The organism is Actinomadura soli, assembly GCF_005889715.1.
Classification (GTDB): domain Bacteria; phylum Actinomycetota; class Actinomycetes; order Streptosporangiales; family Streptosporangiaceae; genus Spirillospora; species Spirillospora soli.
Genome location: NZ_VCKW01000169.1, coordinates 1 through 19,011, shown reverse-complemented (window position 1 = coordinate 19,011; position 19,011 = coordinate 1). Strand labels below are relative to the sequence as shown.

16 protein-coding genes are annotated in these 19,011 nt (G+C 72.5%); 8 read left to right on the top strand and 8 right to left on the bottom strand.

What is annotated here, in order from left to right:
* The 3 genes from cbiB to ETD83_RS27640 form a co-directional block, all read left to right on the top strand.
* The coding region (gene cbiB / locus ETD83_RS27650; RefSeq protein WP_138648138.1) for an adenosylcobinamide-phosphate synthase CbiB at positions 1 to 701 on the top strand (701 nt) is incomplete at its 5' end.
* Positions 698 to 2,200 (top strand): cobyric acid synthase, encoded by a 1,503-nt coding sequence (locus tag ETD83_RS27645; RefSeq protein ID WP_138648137.1) that lies wholly within the window; start codon positions 698 to 700, stop codon positions 2,198 to 2,200. The genes cbiB and ETD83_RS27645, both read left to right, overlap by 4 nt.
* Positions 2,201 to 2,239: 39 nt before the next feature.
* A complete protein-coding gene (locus ETD83_RS27640) occupies positions 2,240 to 2,956 on the top strand; it encodes a DUF1444 domain-containing protein (RefSeq protein WP_230421229.1) in 717 nt (238 codons plus the stop codon).
* On the opposite strand, the gene ETD83_RS27635 is transcribed toward ETD83_RS27640, so the two are convergent.
* Entirely contained in the window at positions 2,957 to 4,498 is a 1,542-nt protein-coding gene (locus ETD83_RS27635; protein ID WP_138648136.1) for an ArnT family glycosyltransferase, read from the bottom strand.
* Positions 4,499 to 4,651: 153 nt separating this feature from the next.
* Here ETD83_RS27635 and ETD83_RS27630 point away from each other — a divergent pair, with 153 nt between their 5' ends.
* A complete protein-coding gene (locus ETD83_RS27630) occupies positions 4,652 to 5,293 on the top strand; it encodes a LysE family translocator (RefSeq protein ID WP_138648135.1) in 642 nt (213 codons plus the stop codon).
* A gap of 39 nt (positions 5,294 to 5,332) precedes the next feature.
* Here ETD83_RS27630 and ETD83_RS43895 read toward each other — a convergent pair whose 3' ends face one another.
* Positions 5,333 to 7,090 (bottom strand): serine/threonine-protein kinase, encoded by a 1,758-nt coding sequence (locus ETD83_RS43895; protein WP_205717918.1) that lies wholly within the window; start codon positions 7,088 to 7,090, stop codon positions 5,333 to 5,335.
* Positions 7,091 to 7,200: 110 nt separating this feature from the next.
* On the opposite strand from ETD83_RS43895, the gene ETD83_RS27620 reads away from it, so the two are divergent.
* Complete coding sequence (locus ETD83_RS27620) at positions 7,201 to 8,211, top strand: alpha/beta hydrolase (protein ID WP_205717917.1); 1,011 nt, start codon at positions 7,201 to 7,203, stop codon at positions 8,209 to 8,211.
* 35 nt (positions 8,212 to 8,246) lie between these two features.
* Here the strand turns inward: ETD83_RS27620 and ETD83_RS43890 are convergent, their stop codons facing one another.
* The 4 genes from ETD83_RS43890 to ETD83_RS27600 form a co-directional block, all read right to left on the bottom strand.
* Positions 8,247 to 10,025, bottom strand: coding sequence for a serine/threonine protein kinase (locus ETD83_RS43890; RefSeq protein WP_138648134.1), 1,779 nt, complete (start codon positions 10,023 to 10,025; stop codon positions 8,247 to 8,249).
* A gap of 120 nt (positions 10,026 to 10,145) precedes the next feature.
* Complete coding sequence (locus ETD83_RS27610) at positions 10,146 to 11,492, bottom strand: DUF4389 domain-containing protein (RefSeq protein ID WP_138648133.1); 1,347 nt, start codon at positions 11,490 to 11,492, stop codon at positions 10,146 to 10,148.
* A gap of 71 nt (positions 11,493 to 11,563) precedes the next feature.
* Positions 11,564 to 12,526 carry a quinone oxidoreductase family protein gene (locus ETD83_RS27605; RefSeq protein WP_138648132.1) on the bottom strand — a complete coding sequence of 321 codons (963 nt, stop codon included), beginning with the start codon at positions 12,524 to 12,526 and terminating at the stop codon, positions 11,564 to 11,566.
* Between the two features lie 124 nt (positions 12,527 to 12,650).
* Positions 12,651 to 13,373, bottom strand: a complete 723-nt coding sequence (locus ETD83_RS27600) for a TetR family transcriptional regulator (protein ID WP_138648131.1) — start codon at positions 13,371 to 13,373, stop codon at positions 12,651 to 12,653.
* A gap of 322 nt (positions 13,374 to 13,695) precedes the next feature.
* Between ETD83_RS27600 and ETD83_RS27595 the strand changes: the two genes are divergently transcribed.
* The 3 genes from ETD83_RS27595 (at position 13,696) to ETD83_RS27585 (ending at position 17,806) form a co-directional block, all read left to right on the top strand.
* Positions 13,696 to 13,965: a hypothetical protein gene (locus ETD83_RS27595; protein ID WP_230421228.1), complete on the top strand. Its 270-nt coding sequence runs from the start codon at positions 13,696 to 13,698 to the stop codon at positions 13,963 to 13,965.
* 231 nt (positions 13,966 to 14,196) lie between these two features.
* Positions 14,197 to 14,472, top strand: a complete 276-nt coding sequence (locus ETD83_RS27590) for a DUF6504 family protein (RefSeq protein ID WP_138648130.1) — start codon at positions 14,197 to 14,199, stop codon at positions 14,470 to 14,472.
* A gap of 1 nt (position 14,473) precedes the next feature.
* Entirely contained in the window at positions 14,474 to 17,806 is a 3,333-nt protein-coding gene (locus tag ETD83_RS27585; protein WP_230421227.1) for a DNA polymerase III subunit alpha, read from the top strand.
* Between the two features lie 4 nt (positions 17,807 to 17,810).
* Here ETD83_RS27585 and ETD83_RS27580 read toward each other — a convergent pair whose 3' ends face one another.
* Positions 17,811 to 18,515, bottom strand: coding sequence for a DUF4328 domain-containing protein (locus ETD83_RS27580; RefSeq protein ID WP_138648128.1), 705 nt, complete (start codon positions 18,513 to 18,515; stop codon positions 17,811 to 17,813).
* 100 nt (positions 18,516 to 18,615) lie between these two features.
* Positions 18,616 to 19,011 (bottom strand): hypothetical protein (locus ETD83_RS27575; protein WP_230421226.1); only part of this gene is annotated, 396 nt, incomplete at its 5' end.

The following is a 19,011-nucleotide window of genomic DNA, read 5'->3' as shown; positions in this document are numbered from 1 at the left end:
TGGGGGTTGTGCTTGAGCGAGTTGGGCGCGGGAGTGTTCTCGTTACCGCGGGGTGTACTTGGGTTGTGCTTGGCGGGACGTCCCTGGGGCGTGAGGGGCTCGTTATGGCGCGGCTGTTGGAGAGGGGGGATTTGGCCGGTGCCCGGGAGCGGCTTCCGCATTTGTGTGCGCGGGATCCGAACGAGTTGGACGGGGACGGGTTGGCGCGGGCCGTTGTGGAGTCCGTGGCGGAGAACACGTCCGATGCGGCGATCGCGCCGTTGGTGTGGGGTGCGGTGGCGGGAGTTCCGGGATTGCTGATGTATCGGGCCGTTAACACGCTGGATGCGATGGTCGGCTACCGGAATCCGCGGTATGAGCGGTTCGGTTGGGCGGCGGCACGGCTGGATGATGTCGCCAATTGGGTTCCGGCACGGGTGACCGGGGGGCTTGTCGCGCTTTGTTCGGGACGTGATGCGTGGCGGATTCTGCGGAGGGACGGCAAGAAGCATCCGAGCCCCAATGCCGGACGGTGCGAGGCCGCGTTCGCGGGGGCGCTCGGCGTGCGGCTGGGCGGGGTGAACGAGTACGGGGGACGGGTCGAACGGCGTCCTGAAATGGGGGACGGAAGGGCTCCCGAGGTTCGGGACATCAGGAGGGCCGTGGGGCTTTCGGCGGTGGTGACGTTCGCGGCGGCGGCCGTGATCTGGAGTCTGCGGTGAGCGGGCTGCTCGTCGCCGGGACGACGTCCGATGCCGGGAAGAGTGTCGTCACGGCGGGGTTGTGCCGCTGGCTCGCGAGGCGCGGGGTGAAGGTCGCGCCGTTCAAGGCTCAGAACATGTCGCTGAATTCGATGGTGACGAGTGACGGGGCCGAGATCGGACGGGCGCAGTACATGCAGGCGCAGGCTGCGGGGGTCGAGCCGAGGGCCGTGATGAATCCGGTGCTGCTCAAGCCGGGCAGCGATCGGCGCAGCCAGGTCGTGGTTCTGGGACGTCCGGTGGCGGAGGTCGACGCGCTTCAGTACGGGGAGCGCAAGGAGTGGCTCAGCGGTGTCGTGCAAAGGAGTCTCGCGGAGCTTCGAGACGAGTACGACGTGGTCATCTGCGAAGGCGCGGGAAGCCCGGCCGAAATCAATCTGCGGGCGGGCGACATCGTGAACATGGGGCTCGCCCGAGCCGCCGAATTGCCCGTGGTGGTGGTCGGGGACATCGACCGGGGCGGTGTTTTCGCGTCGTTGTACGGGACGGTGGCCCTTCTGGAGCCCGCGGATCAGGCGCTGATCGCGGGGTTCGTCATCAACAAGTTCCGCGGCGCGCGGGAACTGCTGGAGCCCGGGCTTGAGCAGCTTCAAAAGCTCACCGGACGTCCCACGCTGGGTGTGCTGCCGTGGACGCTCGGCCTGTATCTGGATTCTGAGGACACCCTGGCATTGGACGCCCCCCGGCCCGACGCCAAAGGGCCGGTCGGGAGGGAGACGCTGCGAATCGTCGTGGTGCGCTTTCCGCGGATCTCGAACTTCACGGATCTGGACGCGCTGGCCTGCGAACCGGGCGTCGTCGTCCGCTATGCGGCCAGCGTTGGAGATCTCGTGGAGGCGGATTTGGTCGTCCTGCCGGGAACGCGGGCCACGGTGAACGACCTCGCCTGGCTGCGCGAGCGGGGAATGGCCGACGAAATACTGAGGCGCGCTCGCGAGGGACGGCCCGTGCTCGGCATCTGCGGCGGTTATCAGATGCTCGCCGAGGAAATCGTCGACCATGTCGAGTCAGGTGCCGGACGGGTCGAAGGGCTCGGCCTGCTCCCCGCGAAAGTCGAGTTCGGAAAGGAGAAGACCCTCGGGCGGCCGAACGGGCGGGCGTACGGCCAGGATGTCGACGCGTATGAGATCCACCATGGCGTGGTGACCCCGCAGGGCGAGCCGTTCCTCGACGGATGCCGCCAGGGCGCCGTCTGGGGGACGACCTGGCACGGCGCAATGGAGAACGACGGATTCAGGCGGGCCTTTCTCAAGGACGTCGCGCGGGAAAGCGGCCGCGATTTCGCCCCCGCGCCCGACGTGTCATTCCAGGCGCTGCGCGAGGCGACCTTGGACGCTCTCGGCGACCTCGTCGAAAAGCACCTGGACACCGATGCGATCTGGCGGATCATCGAGGAAGGCGCGCCGAGCGGGCTTCCCGTCGTCCCGCCGGGCGGGGCGCCCGCCACGACGGTAGGGTGATCCATTCAACCGCACCGGCCGCATCAGGAGGAGCGCCCCGTGACCGAGCCGCGGTCCAGTCTGATCGTCCCGCTGATGAAGGCGCGGGTGCCGGCCGAGGTCCAGCTGGAGTTCCCGCTGCCGCCGGACGAGGAGCCGATCCGCGACCCGTTCGCCGCCGACCTGTACGTCTCCTACGCGCTGGAGATCGCCGACGAGGCCGTCCCGGCCGGGCGGCGGCACGAGCATGTGGCGCGGCGGCACTGCGCCGAACTCGGTGTGCGGCCCGAGGAGCTGCGCCGGCGGGCGGTGCTCAACCTTCGTGATCGGCGCCCCGATCTGAGCCTGAACTGGAGCTCGGACGTGCGCGCCGTGACGGTCTCCCTCAGCGGAAGCGGAGGCGGAGGCCGAAGCGCAAGCGGAATGGCGACGACGACGGCAGCGGCAACGACGACGGCGGCCGCGGGGCGCGGGACTCTGGAGTCGAGCCTCCTGCTGGACGAGGGCTTCCTGGAGAAGCTCGCCCAGGACGTGGACGGCGACCTCGTCGTGGCCGTCCCGGCGCGGGACGTTTTCGTCGCGTCCGGAACCGGCCACCCGGACGGTGTCGATAAGCTCCGCTGGACCATCGCGCAGGTGTGGGCCGGGGACCGGAGCGACACCGGCGGCGACCCGGTGTGGGAGGTGCCCGCCGGGAGCCTGCTCACCCACAACCTTCTGGTGCGGCGCGCCACCACCGACAGCCCGAGCGCGGCCTGGGACGTCTTCCAGGATTGATCACGAAAGTCTCTCGAGGCGCGGCCACAGCTCCGGCCACGGGGCCCGCTGGCCTCGGCAGACCCAGATGGGCTTGCCCTGCTCCTGGTTGTCGAGGTCGACGCCGTTGTCGACGCGGCTCACCGGGCGCACGTCCGTCCAGAACCGGCCCAGGTAGGACGCGCCCGCGACCGTTTCCGGGCCGACGACGATGGTCGGCCCGCCCGTGTCGGCCGGGCGTCCGAAGTACCAGTAGCCGTTGTGGCCGCTGTAGGCGCGGGGAAGCCCGAGGTCGGGCCCGTACCTGTCGAGCGCTCCCGCCTCGCCGTAGTTGCTCACGACGATCGTCGCCTTCGACCGCTCGTCCGGCGGCAGCGAGCCGTGCACCTGCGCGACCTGGGCGGCGAAGCGGGGCCAGCCGACCGTCTCCGCCGAGTCGGCGTTGACGCCGGGCTGCGGGGTGCCGGCGAGCTGCTTCACGGGATACACGGGCAGCGTCAGCAGGACGGTCGTGACGGCGGTGATCGCGTACACCGGGACGGACACCAGCCAGCCGAAGCCGCGCGGCGCGCCGTTCCGCTCGATCTCCACCGCGCCCGCGGCCCACAGCGCCGCCCAGAGCCCGCTGACGTAGTACGGCTTGCCCGCCGTGATCAGGAACAGGACGGTCAGCAGCACGTACGCGTACCCGACGAAACGGAACGTCCGCAGGTCGTCGGACCGGTACGTCCGCCAGAGCCCGTAGATCCACAGCCAGGACGGGAAGATCCCGGTCAGCAGTATCTGGAACGGGATGAACCCGGGCCGGCCGCCGAAGTCGGCGTTGTCGGCGATCGCGCTCGCCATGTCGAGCTGCGGCCAGCCGTGGTCGGCCTGCCACAGCAGCCCGGGGACGGCCGCGGCCGCCGCGACCAGCGCCCCGGCCGCGAGCATCGGCCGCCGCAGGAACTCGCGCGGCCCGGACACCAGCAGCCCCGCGACGAGCGCGACCAGCAGGAACGCGGCCAGGTACTTGACGTTCAGCGCCAGCGCCGCCACGACGCCGGCGGCGAGCAGCAGCCGCTGGTCGCGGGTCCGGACCCATCTGAGCGCGAGCCACCCGATCGTCATCGACAGCAGCAGGTCGAGCGTCGCCGTGGAGAACAGGTGGCCCGCCCCGACGGCGAACGGGCACACCGCGAACGCGCCGGCGGTCAGCAGCTGCGCCCGCCGCCGGCCGCCCATCTCCCGCGCCGTCAGCCCGGCGACCACCACGCTCGCCGCGGCGAACAGCGCCGCCGGGACGCGCAGCGCGACGAGCGAGTCGCCGAACACGGCCGTGATCGCGCGGGCGATCAGCGGCATCAGCGGCGGCTGGTCCGGATAGCCCCAGGCCAGATGCCGTCCGGCCACCCGGAAGTACAGCTCGTCGCGGTGGTAGCCGTACCGCGCGCTGACGGCCAGCAGCAGGACGCCGACCGCGCCGGCGATCAGCAGCACCGGCCGCCACGCGAACGCGGCGGACGCGGCGGGACGAACGATCTCGGCGGGACGGCCGGATGCCGCGGAGGCGGGGGCGGACATGCGACGAACCTAATCCGGGCCCGTGTGCCGAGTCACGATCTTGAAACGGCCACCCCTGGACACCGTCCAGCCAGGTGAGACCGCCCCGGCGCCGCCGCGGGCGGCCGGAATATTCGGTGGGACGTATCGGACGGGCTGCGTAGTCTCGCGGTCATGGTGTCGATAGATCAGATGCTCGCCTTCTCCGCGATGGCCTTCGCCATCATCATCATTCCAGGCCCGTCCGTGCTCTTCGTCGTCGGCCGCGCGCTCGCGCACGGCCGCCGCACCGCGCTCGCCGGAGTCATCGGCGGTGTGCTCGCCGCGCTCGTGCTGACCGTGGCCGTCGCGGTCGGCGTCGGCTCGATCGTGGAGCGGTCCGCCGTCGTGTTCACGGCCCTGAAGATCGTGGGCGCCGTCTACATCGTCTACCTCGGGGTGCAGGCCATCCGGCACCGGCGGTCGCTGCAGGAGACGATCGGCGCGGACGAGGAGGGGCAGGGCGGCGATCTCCGGGCCCTCGTGCAGGGCTTCGTGGTAGGTGTCACGAACCCGAAGACGACGGTGTTCTTCGCGGCCGTCCTCCCGCAGTTCGTCGTGCGGGAGCACGGGCACGTGGCGCTGCAGATGATGGTGTTCGGGCTGCTCTTCGCCGTGATCGCGCTGCTGAGCGACAGCGTCTGGGGCATCGCCGCCGGGACGGCCCGCGAGTGGTTCGCCCGCTCGCCCCGCCGCCTCGCCGCGATCGGCGGCACCGGAGGGCTGATGATGATCGGCCTCGGCGTCACCGTCGCGACGACCGGCCGCAAGGAGTAGCCGCCGGGCAGCGCCCGGCTCCCGGGGCATCAGGCCAGGTCAGACCTCGCAGAGCGCGAAGTCGTCGAACTTCGCCTCTGGGTGGCCCGTGGAGTTCTCCGGACGGAACACGATCAGCCCGCTCGCGCCCGTGTCCTCGTCCGGAGCGGCGGCGGTGGTCTTCGCGACGGCCTGGTCGTTCACCCATAGGCCGAGGCTCACCTGCGAACCGTCCTCGACGCACGCGGCCTGGATCCGGTTCTCGTTGTTGCGGAGCCGGGTGGCGGTGCCGGTCGCCAGGTCCGTCAGCCTGAGGCCGTCCATCTTGGCGATGCGGGCCCGGCCGTCCTCGCGGAGGAGGAACGCGAAGCCCGCGCTCTGGCCGTGGCAGTAGACCCCCGCCTCACCGCCGTCGCCCTCGGACGACTCGACTCTCACGTCCATCAGCTGGGACTCGGGGACGTCGTTCACGGGCGCGTCGGCGAGGGTCCGGCTCGTCGCGGGGAGGACGTGCACCTCGTACTTGCGGTCGCGGTAGGACGCGTCCCAGGTGGGGGTCGACGCCGTCTTCCAGCCCGAGCCGTCGTCGTTGAAGCCGTCCTCGAAGACCTTCTCCTTCACCTCCGGCGGCTTCTCGCCGAATCCGGATCCGGACGCGGCGGCCGTGGTCGGGTCGGCGTCGTTCGCAACACCATCGGGACCTGGGGCGAGCACGCCGGCCAGGATCGGGACGCCGATGGCCGCCACGGCGAAGGCCGCGATGAGCGGGCGGCGGCGCTGCAGCACGCCGCGCGCGGGGCGTCGCGCCGGAGGAGGGGGCGGCGGCGCGTTCAGCGGACGCGTCGCCGGAACGGAGTCGAGGGTCGTCTGCGTCTGCTGAGCTGAGCCGTCGTGCCGCGCCGCCGCCGCTGCGTCCGGCACCTCGCGTGCTGGTGGGGGAGTCGCCTCGCTCAGGGGAGTCGGTGGGGTGCCCTGCGGCAGGACGATCACGGGCGGTGTCGCGGGCGGTTCGTCCTCGCCGGTCAGGGCCTGGATCAGCTGCTTCACCGCCGGACGTGCGGCCGGGTCCTTCGCCAGCGACCGGGCGACGAGGTCGCGCACCGACGGTTCGAGGCCGTCGAGGTCGGGCTCGGCGGTGGTCACCCGGTGGATGACCTCCGGGAGCGTCCCGCCGCCGAAGGGGGCGCGGCCCGTGCCGGCGTAGGCGACGACGCAGCCCCAGGAGAACACGTCGGCCGCGGGCGTGATGTCCTCGCCGTGCATCAGCTCGGGCGCGACATAGGCCGGGGTGCCGATGAACTGGCCGGTCCTGGTCGGCCCGTCGGAGGAGTCCAGCGCGCGGGCGATGCCGAAGTCGATCACGCGCGGCCCGGTCGGGGACAGCAGCACGTTGGACGGCTTGAGGTCGCGGTGCACGATCCCGGCGCCGTGGATCGCGCTGAGCGCCGTCGCGATGTTCACCGCGAGGGCCTCCAGGTCGCCGCCGCGCAGCGGTCCGCCGGACTTGACGGCGTCGTCCAGCGACGGGCCGGCGACGTACTCGGTGACGATGTACAGCGGCTCGCCGTCCAGCCGGGCGTCCAGCACCGCGGCCGTGCAGAACCGCCGGACCTGCCGCGCCGCGGTCACCTCCCGGCGGAACCGCTCGCTGAACGCCTCGTCGTCGGCGAGCTCGGTGTTGATGACCTTGACCGCGACCTGCCGGCCCGAGCCGTCCTCGCCGAGGTAGACGGTGCCCATGCCGCCGCGGCCCAGCCTGCCGGTGAGACGGTACGGGCCGAGCCGCTGCGGGTCACGGTCGCGTAGAGGGGCCTGCATGGCTCGACTCCCGGGGGCCGGAGGGCTGTGTTGTGGTTCAGTCGGTCTTACGGTTCAGTCTCTATGACGTTCCATCAAGGGGAATCAGTTCGCACGCCCTGGGAGGAAGCGTGGACGTGACGGCGGATGTGCTCGGCCCCGGGTACGAGGCGATCGAGCTGCCGATGGGCCGGGACGCCGAAGGCGAGGTCGTGGCTACGCTCGTGCGGCGGGTCGGCTCTAGGCCGTTCCGGGGGGCGTGGGGGGTCGTCCCCCCACAGGAGACCGAGCCGTCCAGGCGGGGAGCCGTGCTGTATCTGCACGGGTTCGTGGACTACTTCTTCCAGCGGCATCTGGCCGACTTCTACCTGGCGCTCGGCTTTGACTTCTATGCGCTCGACCTGCGGAAATACGGGCGGTCGCTGCGTCCGCACCAGACGCCGAACTACGTGGAGAGCCTGTCGGACTACTTCCCGGAGATCGACGAGGCGGTCCGGATCGTCCGGGATGTGGACGGGCACGGCACGCTCCTGCTGAACGGCCACTCCACCGGCGGCCTCATCGCCGCGCTGTGGGCGGACAAGGCAAAGGGGGAGGGCCTGGTCGACGCCGTGTTCCTGAACAGCCCGTTCCTCGACATCGCGGAGCCGCTGGTGATGCGCAAGCTCGGCGCGGGCCTCGCGCGGGCGCTGCGGCCGAGGTTCCCGAAGGCGAAGCTCCCAGCGGGCGTGTCCGACCGGTATCCGCGGAGCATCCACCGAGACCACGAGGGCGAATGGGACTTCGACCTCGCCTGGAAGCCGATCCTCGGGTTCCCGGTGCGGGCGGCGTGGCTGGCGGCCGTCCGCCGCGGGCAGCTCCACCTGCACAAGGGCCTGGACGTGGACGTGCCCGTGCTGGTCATGGCGTCGACGCGCAGCGTCCGTCCGACCCGCAAGGTGCTGGACGTGACCGGGGCCGACGCTGTCCTGGACGTCGAGCACATGGCGCGGTGGGCGCCCAGGATCGGACGGCACGTCACGCTCGTCCGGATCGACGGCGGCCTGCACGACCTGGTGCTGTCGGCCGAGCCCGCCCGCACGCAGGTCTTCGCCGAACTGACCCGCTGGACGAACGCCTACCTGCCCGTCCAGGACGCCTAGGACGCCGCGGCCGCGAGGCCCCGAGGCCCGAGGCGCTAGCCGCGGATCTTCGACATGTCGAAGTCGTCGAACTGGACGCTCACCGGCTGGGCCGGGTTCCCGCCGCGCTGGACCTCCAGCCCGGTCCAGCCGTTGCCGAGCGGCTGATCGGCGTCGGTCTCGTCGAGGACCTGGTCGCCGTTCATCCAGAGCCGCAGCCGGACCTCCTTGCCGCCGTCCTTCCCCTCACAGGCGATCTGGATCTTGTTCGGGCCCTTGGCGGAGAAGCCGGGCACCGAGTCCGGGGCGGCGAGCTCCTTGTTGCCCTGATCGCCGTTGACCTTGCGGAGCACCGCGCCCTTGCCGTCGTTGCGGATCAGGAACAGGTACTGGGTGACCTTGCTGTCGGTGTTGTTCGCGCGGCACATCATCCCGAACAGCGCGTCGGGCGGGCCCTGCGCCACATCGGCGGTCACGGTCGTGAGGATCTGGTCGGGGATGGTCTTCACGTCGTCCGTGGGCACCCACCGGCCGACGGACGCGGCCGACTCGCTGGTCTGCATCCAGTACTTGCCGTCGCGGTAGCCGTAGTCGTCGCCGAAGCTCTCCCAGCCGGAGTCGTCGTTGGAGAAGTCGTCGCTGAACGTCGTGGCGAGGTTGCCGGGCGGGCCGCCCGCGCCCAGGACGGTGAACCCGACGACGGCGAGCAGGGCCAGCACGGCGGCGGCCGCCCCGGCGATGATCAGCGGGCGGCGGGAGCCGGAGCCGCGGCCCGGTCCGGACGGCCGGCCGTCGTGGCGCGTCGGGTCGGCGCCGAGCATCGCCGTCGGCTGCTGGAACGCGGCCTGCCCGGTGGTCTGCGGGGGCGGCTGACCGGGCCCCTGGCCCGGTGGCTGGAGCTGCGTCGTCTGGCCGGGCGGGCCGGTGCGCGCCTGGACGGTCGGGTCGGCCGCGGCGCCGTGCCAGCCCGCCTGGACGGTCTGGGCGAGCGTCGCCGGGTCGGTGGTGCCGTTGCCGACGAGCCGGGCGAGCAGCTCCTGGACGGACGGGCGGTTCCGCGGGTCCTTGTCGAGCGCGGCGGCGACCACGTCACGCAGGCCGGCGTCGAGGCCGTCCAGCTTCGGCTCGTCGTGCGCGACGCGGTAGAAGATCTCCGGGACGGTGTTGCCCGCGAACGGGGTGCTGCCCGTCCCGGCGTAGGCGACGACGCAGCCCCACGAGAACACGTCCGAGGCGGGCGTGACCTGCTCGCCGCGCAGCAGCTCGGGCGGCAGGTAGTTCGGCGTCCCGACGAACTGGCCGGTGCGGGTGGGGCCGTCCGCGGCGTCGAGGGCGCGGGCGATGCCGAAGTCGATCACGCGGGGCCCGGTGGACGACAGCAGCACGTTCGCGGGCTTCAGATCGCGGTGGACGATCCCCGCGCCGTGGATCGCGGCGAGCGCCGTGGCGACGCCGACCGCGACGCCCTCCAGGTCGGAGCCGGGCAGCTGGCCCCGGTCGGCGACGGCGCGTTCCAGGCTCGGGCCCTCGATGTACTCGGTGACGACGTAGAGGGGGTCCTCGTCCAGCTCGGCGTCGATCACGGGGGCGGTGCAGAACCGGCGGACCTGCCGGGCGGCCGTCACCTCGCGCCGGAACCGGTCCCGGAACGCGGCCTCCCCGGCCAGCTCCCGGTTGATCACCTTGACGGCGACGCGGCGGCCGTCGCGGCCATCGCCGAGATAGACCGTCCCCATGCCGCCGCGGCCGAGCCTGCCGACCAGGTGGTAGGGGCCGAGTTCCGTGGGGTCCTCGGGGCGCAGGGCCTCGCCGTTCTCTCCTGCGTGCGTGGTCATGGTGATCCTGAACTGGAAATAGGGGGTTTGTCCGTAGAACCCTAGCGGGCTGCCGCATATCGCCGAGCTGAGCTCGTCATTTGAATGGTGGTGGGGGCTGGAGGACGGGGCGCATAGTGCTCAGCGCGTTCGGCGCGCTCGCGGAAGAGTCCGGAAGGGCGGGAGCATCTCGCCGGTGAGGCCGAACGCGTAGGCCACGACCCGGGCGGACCAGCGCTGCCAGCCGACGACCAGCCCGTACAGCCGGCGGGGGTAGCGGCCGGTGAACGGGATGACCAGCCAGCTCAGCGCCATCACGACCACCAGCACCGCGAACATCGCCATCATCACGATCAGATGCGGGAGCACCAGCACACCTCTGACTAACGTGAACCAGCGCCGGGGCCCCTGCCACTCCGCCGGGAACGGCATGTCGACGACGACGGTCGTCCCGTCCGCGGCGGGCTCGCGAGGAGCGGGGGACGCGGCCGCCCGCGTCGGCTCCGCCATGTCGGGAACGGGCCGCGGCCGCGGCACCTCCGCGCCCGAGTCGTTCGTCCCGTTCGTGCCGTTCCGGTCGTTCGAGGTGCCCGAAGCGTCCGAGCCGCCCGGGGCCGGTGCCCGGCCCGTCCAGGTCGTGGAGATCGTCTCCGCGGCGTGCTCCGGGCTCTCCTGGCCGACGAGCCGGGTGAGGATCTGCCGCGCGGTCGGACGGCCGCGCGGGTCCTTGCCGAGCGCGGCGGCGACGATGTCGCGCAGCCGCGGGTCGAGGCCGTCGAGGTCGGGTTCGTCGTGGCCGATGCGGTGGAACGTCTCCGCGACCGTCTTGCCCTGGAACGGGGGGCGTCCCGTCCCGGCGTAGGCGACGACGCAGCCCCACGAGAACACGTCCGACGCCTGCTCGACCGGCTCGCCGCGCAGCACCTCCGGCGCGATGTAGGCGGGCGTCCCGACGAACTGGCCGGTGCGGGTGGGGCCGTCCGGGGCGTCCAGCGCGCGGGCGATGCCGAAGTCGATCACGCGGGGGCCGGTGGACGACAGGAGCACGTTGGCGGGTTTCAGATCGCGGTGGACGATCCCCGCGCCGTGGATCGCGGCGAGCGCCGTGGCGACGCCGACCGCGATGCCCTCCAGGTCGGAGCCGGGCAGCGGCCCCTTGCCGCCGACGGCCTTCTCCAGGCTCGGCCCGTCGATGTACTCGGTGACGATGTAGGGCGGGTCCTGGTCGAGCCCGGCGTCCAGGACGGGCGCGGTGCAGAACCGGTGGACGCGCCGCGCCGCCGTCACCTCGCGGCGGAACCGCGCGAGGAACGCCGGCTCCCCGGCCAGCTCCCGGTTGACGACCTTCACCGCGACGCGGCGGCCGTCCGGCTCGGCGCCCAGGTAGACGGTGCCCATGCCGCCGCGGCCGAGGCGTCCGAGCAGGCGGTAAGGACCGAGGACGCGCGGTTCGTCCTGCTCCAGCGGTTCGGCGGCGTATGTGGTCATGGCGGGCGGAACTCCTCGAAGATCGTATATTGCCGCCCAGCCTAAGGGAGCCGCCGTCTCCGGAAGGACGATCAGGGGATCAGCAGGAGCTTGCCCGTCGTCCGCCGCGCCTCCAGATCGGTGTGCGCGGCACCGGCCTCGGCGAGGTCGTAGCGGTGCCCGACATGGACCCGGAGAACGCCCGACTCCACCCAGCCGAGGACGTCGGAGGCCCGTTCCAGCAGCTCTTCACGGGTCGCGACGTAGTGGGCGAGCATCGGGCGGGTGAGGAACAGCGAACCGGCCGGGTTGAGCCGCTGCGGGTCGAACGGCGGCACCTTCCCGCCCGCCGCCCCGTACAGCGCGAGGACGCCGCGCCGCCGCAGGCTCGCGAGGCTCCCGTCGAACGTCGGCGCGCCGACGCCGTCGTACACGGCCGCGACGCCCTCGCCGCCGGTCAGCTCCCGCACCCGGGCGGCGAAGCCGTCGTACCCCAGCGTGACGTCAGCGCCCGCGTCCTTCGCGAGCTTCTCCTTCTCCGGCGTGGACGCCGTCCCGATCACCCTGGCGCCGAGGGCCTTGGCCGCCTGGGTGAGCAGCAGCCCCATCCCGCCTGCGGCCGCGTGCACGAGGACGGTGTCGCCCTCCCGGATCGGGTACGTCGACCGCGTCAGGTAGTGCGCGGTCATGCCTTGCAGCATCGAGGCCGCCGCGTCCTCCAGGTCCACGCCGTCCGGGACGGGGACGAGCCTGTCCGCCGCCACCAGGGCCTTCGCCGCGTAGCCGCCCCGCACGTCGCTGGAGGCGACGCGGTCGCCCACCGAGAACTCCTCGACGCCGTCGCCGACCGCCGCGACCGTCCCCGCCGCCTCGATGCCCGGCGTGTACGGAAGCTCCCGCGCGTAGGCGCCCGTCCGGTAGTACACGTCGATGAAGTTGACGCCCGCCGCCGCCACGTCGATCAGCACCTCGCCGGGCCCGGGCTCCAGGTCGGGGCGCTCCGCGGGCGCCAGGACCTCGGGCCCGCCGTTCTCGGTGATCACGATCGCGCGCATGCCGTGCTCTCCTGCCTGTCTGTAGGGATGGCCGATACCTGTCAGGGTGGCGAACGCCGGCCGGGACGGCGAGCTCGATCTCGGCAACCGGGCCTCCCGGCGGGCTATTCCACCGCCGGGGGGTTCACACCCAGTCGCGCATGGTCCGGCCGACCAGTGCGACGGCCTGCTCGACGCGGGCCGCGACGGTCGCGGGCTCCCAGATGTCCAGCCGGGCGCAGTCCTCGAACGCGACCTTCGTCGCCGCCATGAAGAACGCGACGACGATCCTGGGCCGCAGGTCCTCGACGGGGTCCACGTCCTCGCGCCGCGCGATCTCGGCGGCGAGCGCCTCCGTCGCCGCGCCGTACCGCGCCATCTGCGCCGCCATCAGCGACGGCGTCGCCTCGATCACCTGCCGGACGCGGCGGAACCGGGCGCTGTCGGCCGGGTCGCCCTCCGCGATCGTCCGCAGCACGACGCGCAGCGACTCGTACAGCGCCGCGAACGGCCGCTCCCCCGGCGGGCGCGCTGCGAGGGACTCCGCGAGGAGCTGGTCGTGCTCGCCGAGGAAGCTCGTGACGACGTCCTCCTTGGTGGCGAAGTAGCGGAAGAACGTCCGCTGCGACACCTCCACGGCCGCGACGATCTCGTCGATCGTCGTCGCCTCGTACCCCTGGGAGACGAACAGCTCTAACGCCGCGTCGACGAGCGCGAGCCGGGTCCGCTGCTTCTTGCGCTCGCGGAGCCCGGCAAGAGCGCGCGCGGGCACTGGGCCCGGCTCTGGTGGGCCTGCCTCCGTGGGACCCGGGTTCGCGGAGCCGTGGTCTGTGGGGCCTGACGGGTCGCCGGCGGGGACGGCGCTCATCGGCTCGCTCCTTCTCTGCACGTACGCGGGCGGGTGGACGCCCGTCCTCACAGAGGCTTCTATCACGGACGGGCACTCCGCACGCGTGACGGGGTTCCAACGTCCGGAACGGGCCTCGCGCGATTGGCGCACGCCGGCCCGGCGCGTCGCGACGCCGTCCGCGGACCATCCAGGGCCGTTAAGGAATCCGCCGTCCCACTCTCTGGGAATCCCCTGCGCAGCCCGCGAATTCGGGTCATGCTGAGGGCCGGTCACCAATTGTCGCCGGACGGTCGCCGAAGGTCATCGTCCGGCGCCTCGGACCATGCTGAGGCAGGCTGATGTGTCAGTAGTCGGTGGGCGGGAGATCGCCGAGGTGCGCCGGCGTCACCTCGCGGCGCTAGCGCACGAAGTCGAGGCCCGCGGGCTCTCCTGGAGGCTCGCCGGACCCGAGGAGTCCCTGCTGAGCGTGTCCGGCACGCGGACGCGGCGCCAGATCATGGTCGTCGCCACCCCGTGCGGCGACGGCTGGTACTACCTGTGGCCGGGCGGCGGCATGGCCGACGTCACCGAGGCCGCGACGGTCGCGGACCGCCTCAGCAGGCTGTGCTAGCCCAGGGGGCGACCCCTGGAACCCCGTCGCGAGCCGGTCGATCCTCACGCCACGGTGCGGGTTCTTGTGACCGTGCGGGTTTTTGATCGTGGCGCTCCGGTCGACCCGTGACCCCGGCTGAGGTCTCCTCCGTCTTGCTCCCTTGCGGGCGGCTTCCCTAGACTCGGGTGCGAACGTTTGTTCGAATCCCGCATGTTCTTCCCCCGTGCGGTGAGCGCGAGGGGGAGGCAGATGACACGCGTGTTCGGCGACCCGGTGGACGTCTGGGTGAGCGATGGACGTCCTGTCCGGTTCGTCTGGCGTGGCCGGCTCTACACCGTGCGGCGGGTGCTGGAGCACTGGGTCACGACCCGTGACTGGTGGCGGGAGAAGCAGCCCGACGGCGAGGCCACCGGAGAGCGGGAGTTCTGGCGGGTCGAGGCGACCCCGGACCGGGAGATCGGCGTCTACGAGCTGCGTCATGACGTGGCCGCTGACAGCTGGCTGCTTTCCCGGGTATGGGACTGACGTGCACATTCACGTCGCTTCGTGCTATTCGCTGCGGTACGGCGTCGCGCCGCCCGCGGCGCTGGCCGAGCGCGCGGCGAGCCTCGGCATGCAGACGCTCGCGCTGACCGACCGGGACGGGCTGTACGGCGCGGTCCGTCACGTTCGGTCATGTGCGGACGCGGGGATCGGGGCCGTCGTCGGCGCCGATCTCAGGGTCGCGTCGACGGGCGAGGAGCGGATCGTGGTGCTCGCCGAGGGGCGGACGGGATGGCGGTCGCTGTGCCGGCTCGTGACGGCGGCGCACGCGGCGGGGGAGCGCGGGAAGCCCTTGGTCACGCGGCAGATGGTCGGTGCGCACGCGGAGGGCCTCGTCGTCCTGCTCGGCCCGGCGTCGGACGTGGGACGCGCCATCACCGGGCGGCGTCCGGACGTGGCGGCGGCGCGGCTGGACGCATGGCGCGCCACGGCCGAGACCGTGATCGAGATCGTCGACCACCATGACCGGGGCGACGGGCCCAGGGCGGCGCGGATGCTCGCGCTCGCGCGCGAGGCCGGAGTCCCCGCGGTGCTGGGCAACGCCGTCCGTTACCTGGAGCCGTCCGACCATCCGGTCGCGCAGGTCCTGGACGTGACGCGCCGCCTCGTCCCGCTCGACCGGCGGCACCTGGACGACCGCACCGGGCACGCCTACCTGAAGTCCGTCCCGGAGATGCGCCGTGTCGCGGAGTGGGGCTGCGGCGCGGACGAGGCGGACGCCCTCCTGGCCGCCACGCGGCGGCTTTCCGAACGCTGCGTCCTGGACCCGGGGCGCGATCTCGGCATGGACGACGTCCATCTGCCGTTCGCCGGCGCCGACCCGTACGCGCGGCTCGTCGCCCGCTGCTCGGACGGGCTGGCGCGGCGCGGGCTGGAAGGTTCGCGGAAGGCCGCGGCGCGGCTCGGCGATGAGCTCGGTGTCATCGCACGGAAGGGGCTGGCGTCCTACTTCCTGACGGTCTCCGACGCCGCCGCGCTGATCAGGTCGCGCGGCATCCGCTGCGCCATCCGCGGCTCCGGCGCGGGCAGCCTGGTCAACCACCTGCTCGGCATCGGCGACCTCGACCCGCTGCGCCATGACCTCGTCATGGAGCGGTTCCTCGCCGACAGCCGCGACGGCCTTCCCGACATCGACCTGGACGTCGAGTCCGCCCGGCGGCTGGAGGCGTACGAGGCGCTGTTCGACCGGTTCGGCGCCGAGAGCACCGCCTGCGTGTCGATGATGGAGACCTACCGGGCGCGCAGCGCGCTCCGCGACGTCGGCAACGCCATCGGGCTCCCGCCGCTGGAGATCGACGCGATCGCGAAGGCGTTCCCGCAGATCAGGGCCGGGCAGATCCGCGCGGCGCTGGACGATCTGCCCGAGCTGCGGCAGAGCGGCCTGGCGAGCGGGCGCCTGGAGGTGCTGTTCCGGATCGCCGAGCGCCTGGACGGCCTGCCCCGCCACATCGCCATGCACCCGTGCGGCGTCCTGCTGTCGAACCCGACCCTGCGCGACCGGACGCCCGTCGAGCAGGCCGCGGTGGGGTTCCCGATGAGCCAGTTCGACAAGGACGACGTCGAGGCGATGGGCCTGCTGAAGCTCGACGTCATCGGTGTCCGGATGCAGTCGGCGATGGCGCACGCGGTCGCGGAGGTCGCCCGGCTCACCGGTCAGGCGATCGCGCTGGAGGACGTCCCGCGCGACGATCCCGCGACGTACGCGCTGGTCCGCACGTCCCGGACGCTCGGCTGCTTCCAGATCGAGTCGCCCGGCCAGCGCGAGCTGATCGGCCGGCTCCAGCCCCGCGACCTGGAGGACCTGGTCCTCGACATCTCGCTGTTCCGGCCTGGCCCGGTCAACTCCGACATGGTGACGCCGTTCCTGGAGGCCCGTGCCGGGACCCGCGAGCCCTCCTACCCGCATCCCGACCTCGAACCGGTGCTGCGGGAGAGCCTCGGCGTGATCGTCTTCCACGAGCAGGTGCTCCGCGTCCTCGACGTGATGACCGGCTGCGGCCTCTCCCGGGCGGAGGCCGCGCGCCGGAGCCTCAACCACGAGCGGGGCCAGGCCGTGGTGGGCGCGTGGTTCCGCAAGATGGCGCTGGCGCGCGGCTACGACGAGGCGTCCGTCGAGCGCGTCTGGCGGATGCTGGCCGCGTTCGGCGCGTTCGGGTTCTGCAAGGCGCACGCCGCGTCGTTCGCGCTGCCCACCTACCAGTCGGCGTGGCTGAAGCGGCACCACACGGCCGCGTTCTACGCCGGTGTCCTCACCCATGACCCCGGCCTGTACCCCAAGCGCGTCATCCTGGACGACGCGCGGCACTTCGGCGTCCCGATCCTGCCCCTGGACGTCAACCGGTCGTCCGCCGGGTGGCACGCCGAGCCGGTCTCCGAGGGCGGCCCGGCCGGGATCCGGGTGGCGTTGAGCGAGGTCAAGGGCATCTCCGACGGTGAGGTCACCAAGATCGTCACTGCCCGGCCGTACGCGTCGCTGGGCGACTTCTGGCGCCGGGCCCGCGTGTCCCGTCCGACCACCGAGCGGCTGGTCCTGGCCGGGGGGTTCGACGCCGTCCACGACGTTCCACGCCGCGATCTCCTCTGCCGCGTGGGCGCCCTGGAGCGTGTCAGCGCCCGTCCAGCGCACGTCATGGAGGGCCAGCTTCCCCTGGCCGACGCGGACGGCACGCCGTCCGTCCTGGTGGAGGAGATCCCGGCGGGCGAGCTGCCCCCGATGACCCCCGCCGAGGTGGTCGAGGCGGAGCTGGACATCCTCGGCATGGACGTCAGCCGCCACGTCATCACCTTCTACGACGGGCTGCTCGCCGGGCTCGGCGTCGTCCGGGCCGCCGACCTGCCGGGCCGCCCCGCCGGGAGCGAGGTGCTGGTCGCCGGCGTCAAGGTCGCCACGCAGACCCCGGCGGTCAGGTCCGGCCAGCGGGTGATCTTCGCCACGCTGGACGACGCGACCGGCCCCGTCGACCTCACGTTCTTCGAGTCCGTGCAGGACCGCTGCGCCGCGACGGTCTTCGGCTGCTGGCTCCTGGTCGCCCGCGGGCGCGTCCGCCGCGCCGGGGCCCGCGCCGTCTCGATCATCGCGGACGGCTGCTGGGACCTGAACGCCCTCCACGAGGAGTGGCGCCGCGGCGGCCCGGACGCCGCCCGCGCCGCCATGGCCGCCCCGTCCCCGCCCGCCCGGCCGGTCGGCCGCCGGATCGTCCAGCCGACCGGGTTCGCGATGTCCCCGTACTCCGACATCGGCCACGCGGGCCCGGCGATCAAACGTCCGCCGCCCGCCCGCCTGTGGCACAGCAGCCAGGGCAGCTCGGGCCCCTAGCGGCTCAGGGGCCGGGGGCCGACGCCGACGGCGTCACCGACAGGCACTGGAGCCGCGTGATCTGGAAGACCGTGGCCATGCACAGGGTGGCGGCGAGCGCCTGGAACGCGGCCGCGGCGACGCCGACGTGGACGTCGAAGCGGGCGTCGGCGAGGGTGTCGACGCTGCCGTGGGTGAAGGCCCGGCCGAGGAGCAGGCCGAGGAGGGCGCAGACCCACCAGCCCGCGACGACGAGGCCCGCGGCCTGGCGCTCGGCCGTCCGGTAGCGGCCACTGTTGACCCAGATCTCGTAGACCATGCGCGGCGGCAGCCACAGGTTGACGACGGGGCAGAGCCAGCCGAGCAGGACCCAGGCCCGGTGGTGCCGGTGCGGGCCGGGCGACTGCCGGTAGGCGCGCCACAGCCAGGTCAGGTACAGCGCCCCGGTGACGACGGCCATGATCGCGCTGATCGTGAACACGTCCGCGTAGGGGGCGAGGATCCTGTCGGTGGCCGCGGGGTCGTAGTTGTCGTGCGTGGCCCCGCGCAGGGGATGGGCGAGGCGGAGCAGACTGATGCCGGAGCCGAGGGCGACGAACGCGTTGAAGCCGAGCAGCATGAACACGGCGACGCCGACGGCGCGGAAGTCGCGGCGCCGCGCCCATGCTCCGCAGGCCGGGCATCGGATGACCTCGGCCGGGATGATGTCGCCGCACAGCGCACACGGCATGGGTTCACCTCCGACGGCCTTTGCGATTCGCTGCTTTGGATACTACGTACGTTTGACTTGCGCGTCCCGCCGCCGGTTCGGCCCGGCCGCGTGTGGATCTTCACACCTGGAAGACGAGCCGCGCCGTGAGGCAGGCGACGGCGGCGGTGACGGCGGCCCACGCGGCGAGACGTCCGAGGCCGCCGGTGCTGAGGAGCCGTTCGGGCCGGAACCCGGTGACGAGGAGCAGCGCCCACCACTCGGCGGTGAGCGCGATCGTCGCGTACAGCGACCCGAAGCCGATCAGCGAGCACGTCAGGATGACGCCCGCCGGCGTGATGGCGTGCGCGAAGAGTGACGGGCCCCGGGCCGGCCCGTGGACGCCGCCGCGCAGGCGCGCGAGGACGACGCCCCATCCGGCGGCGCACAGCACCCAGACGGCGACGACCGCCGTGGGCAGCCCGTTCAGTGACTCCGTTGCCAGCGCCCTGTCCTTCCCCCGTCCGTCCCTCATGCC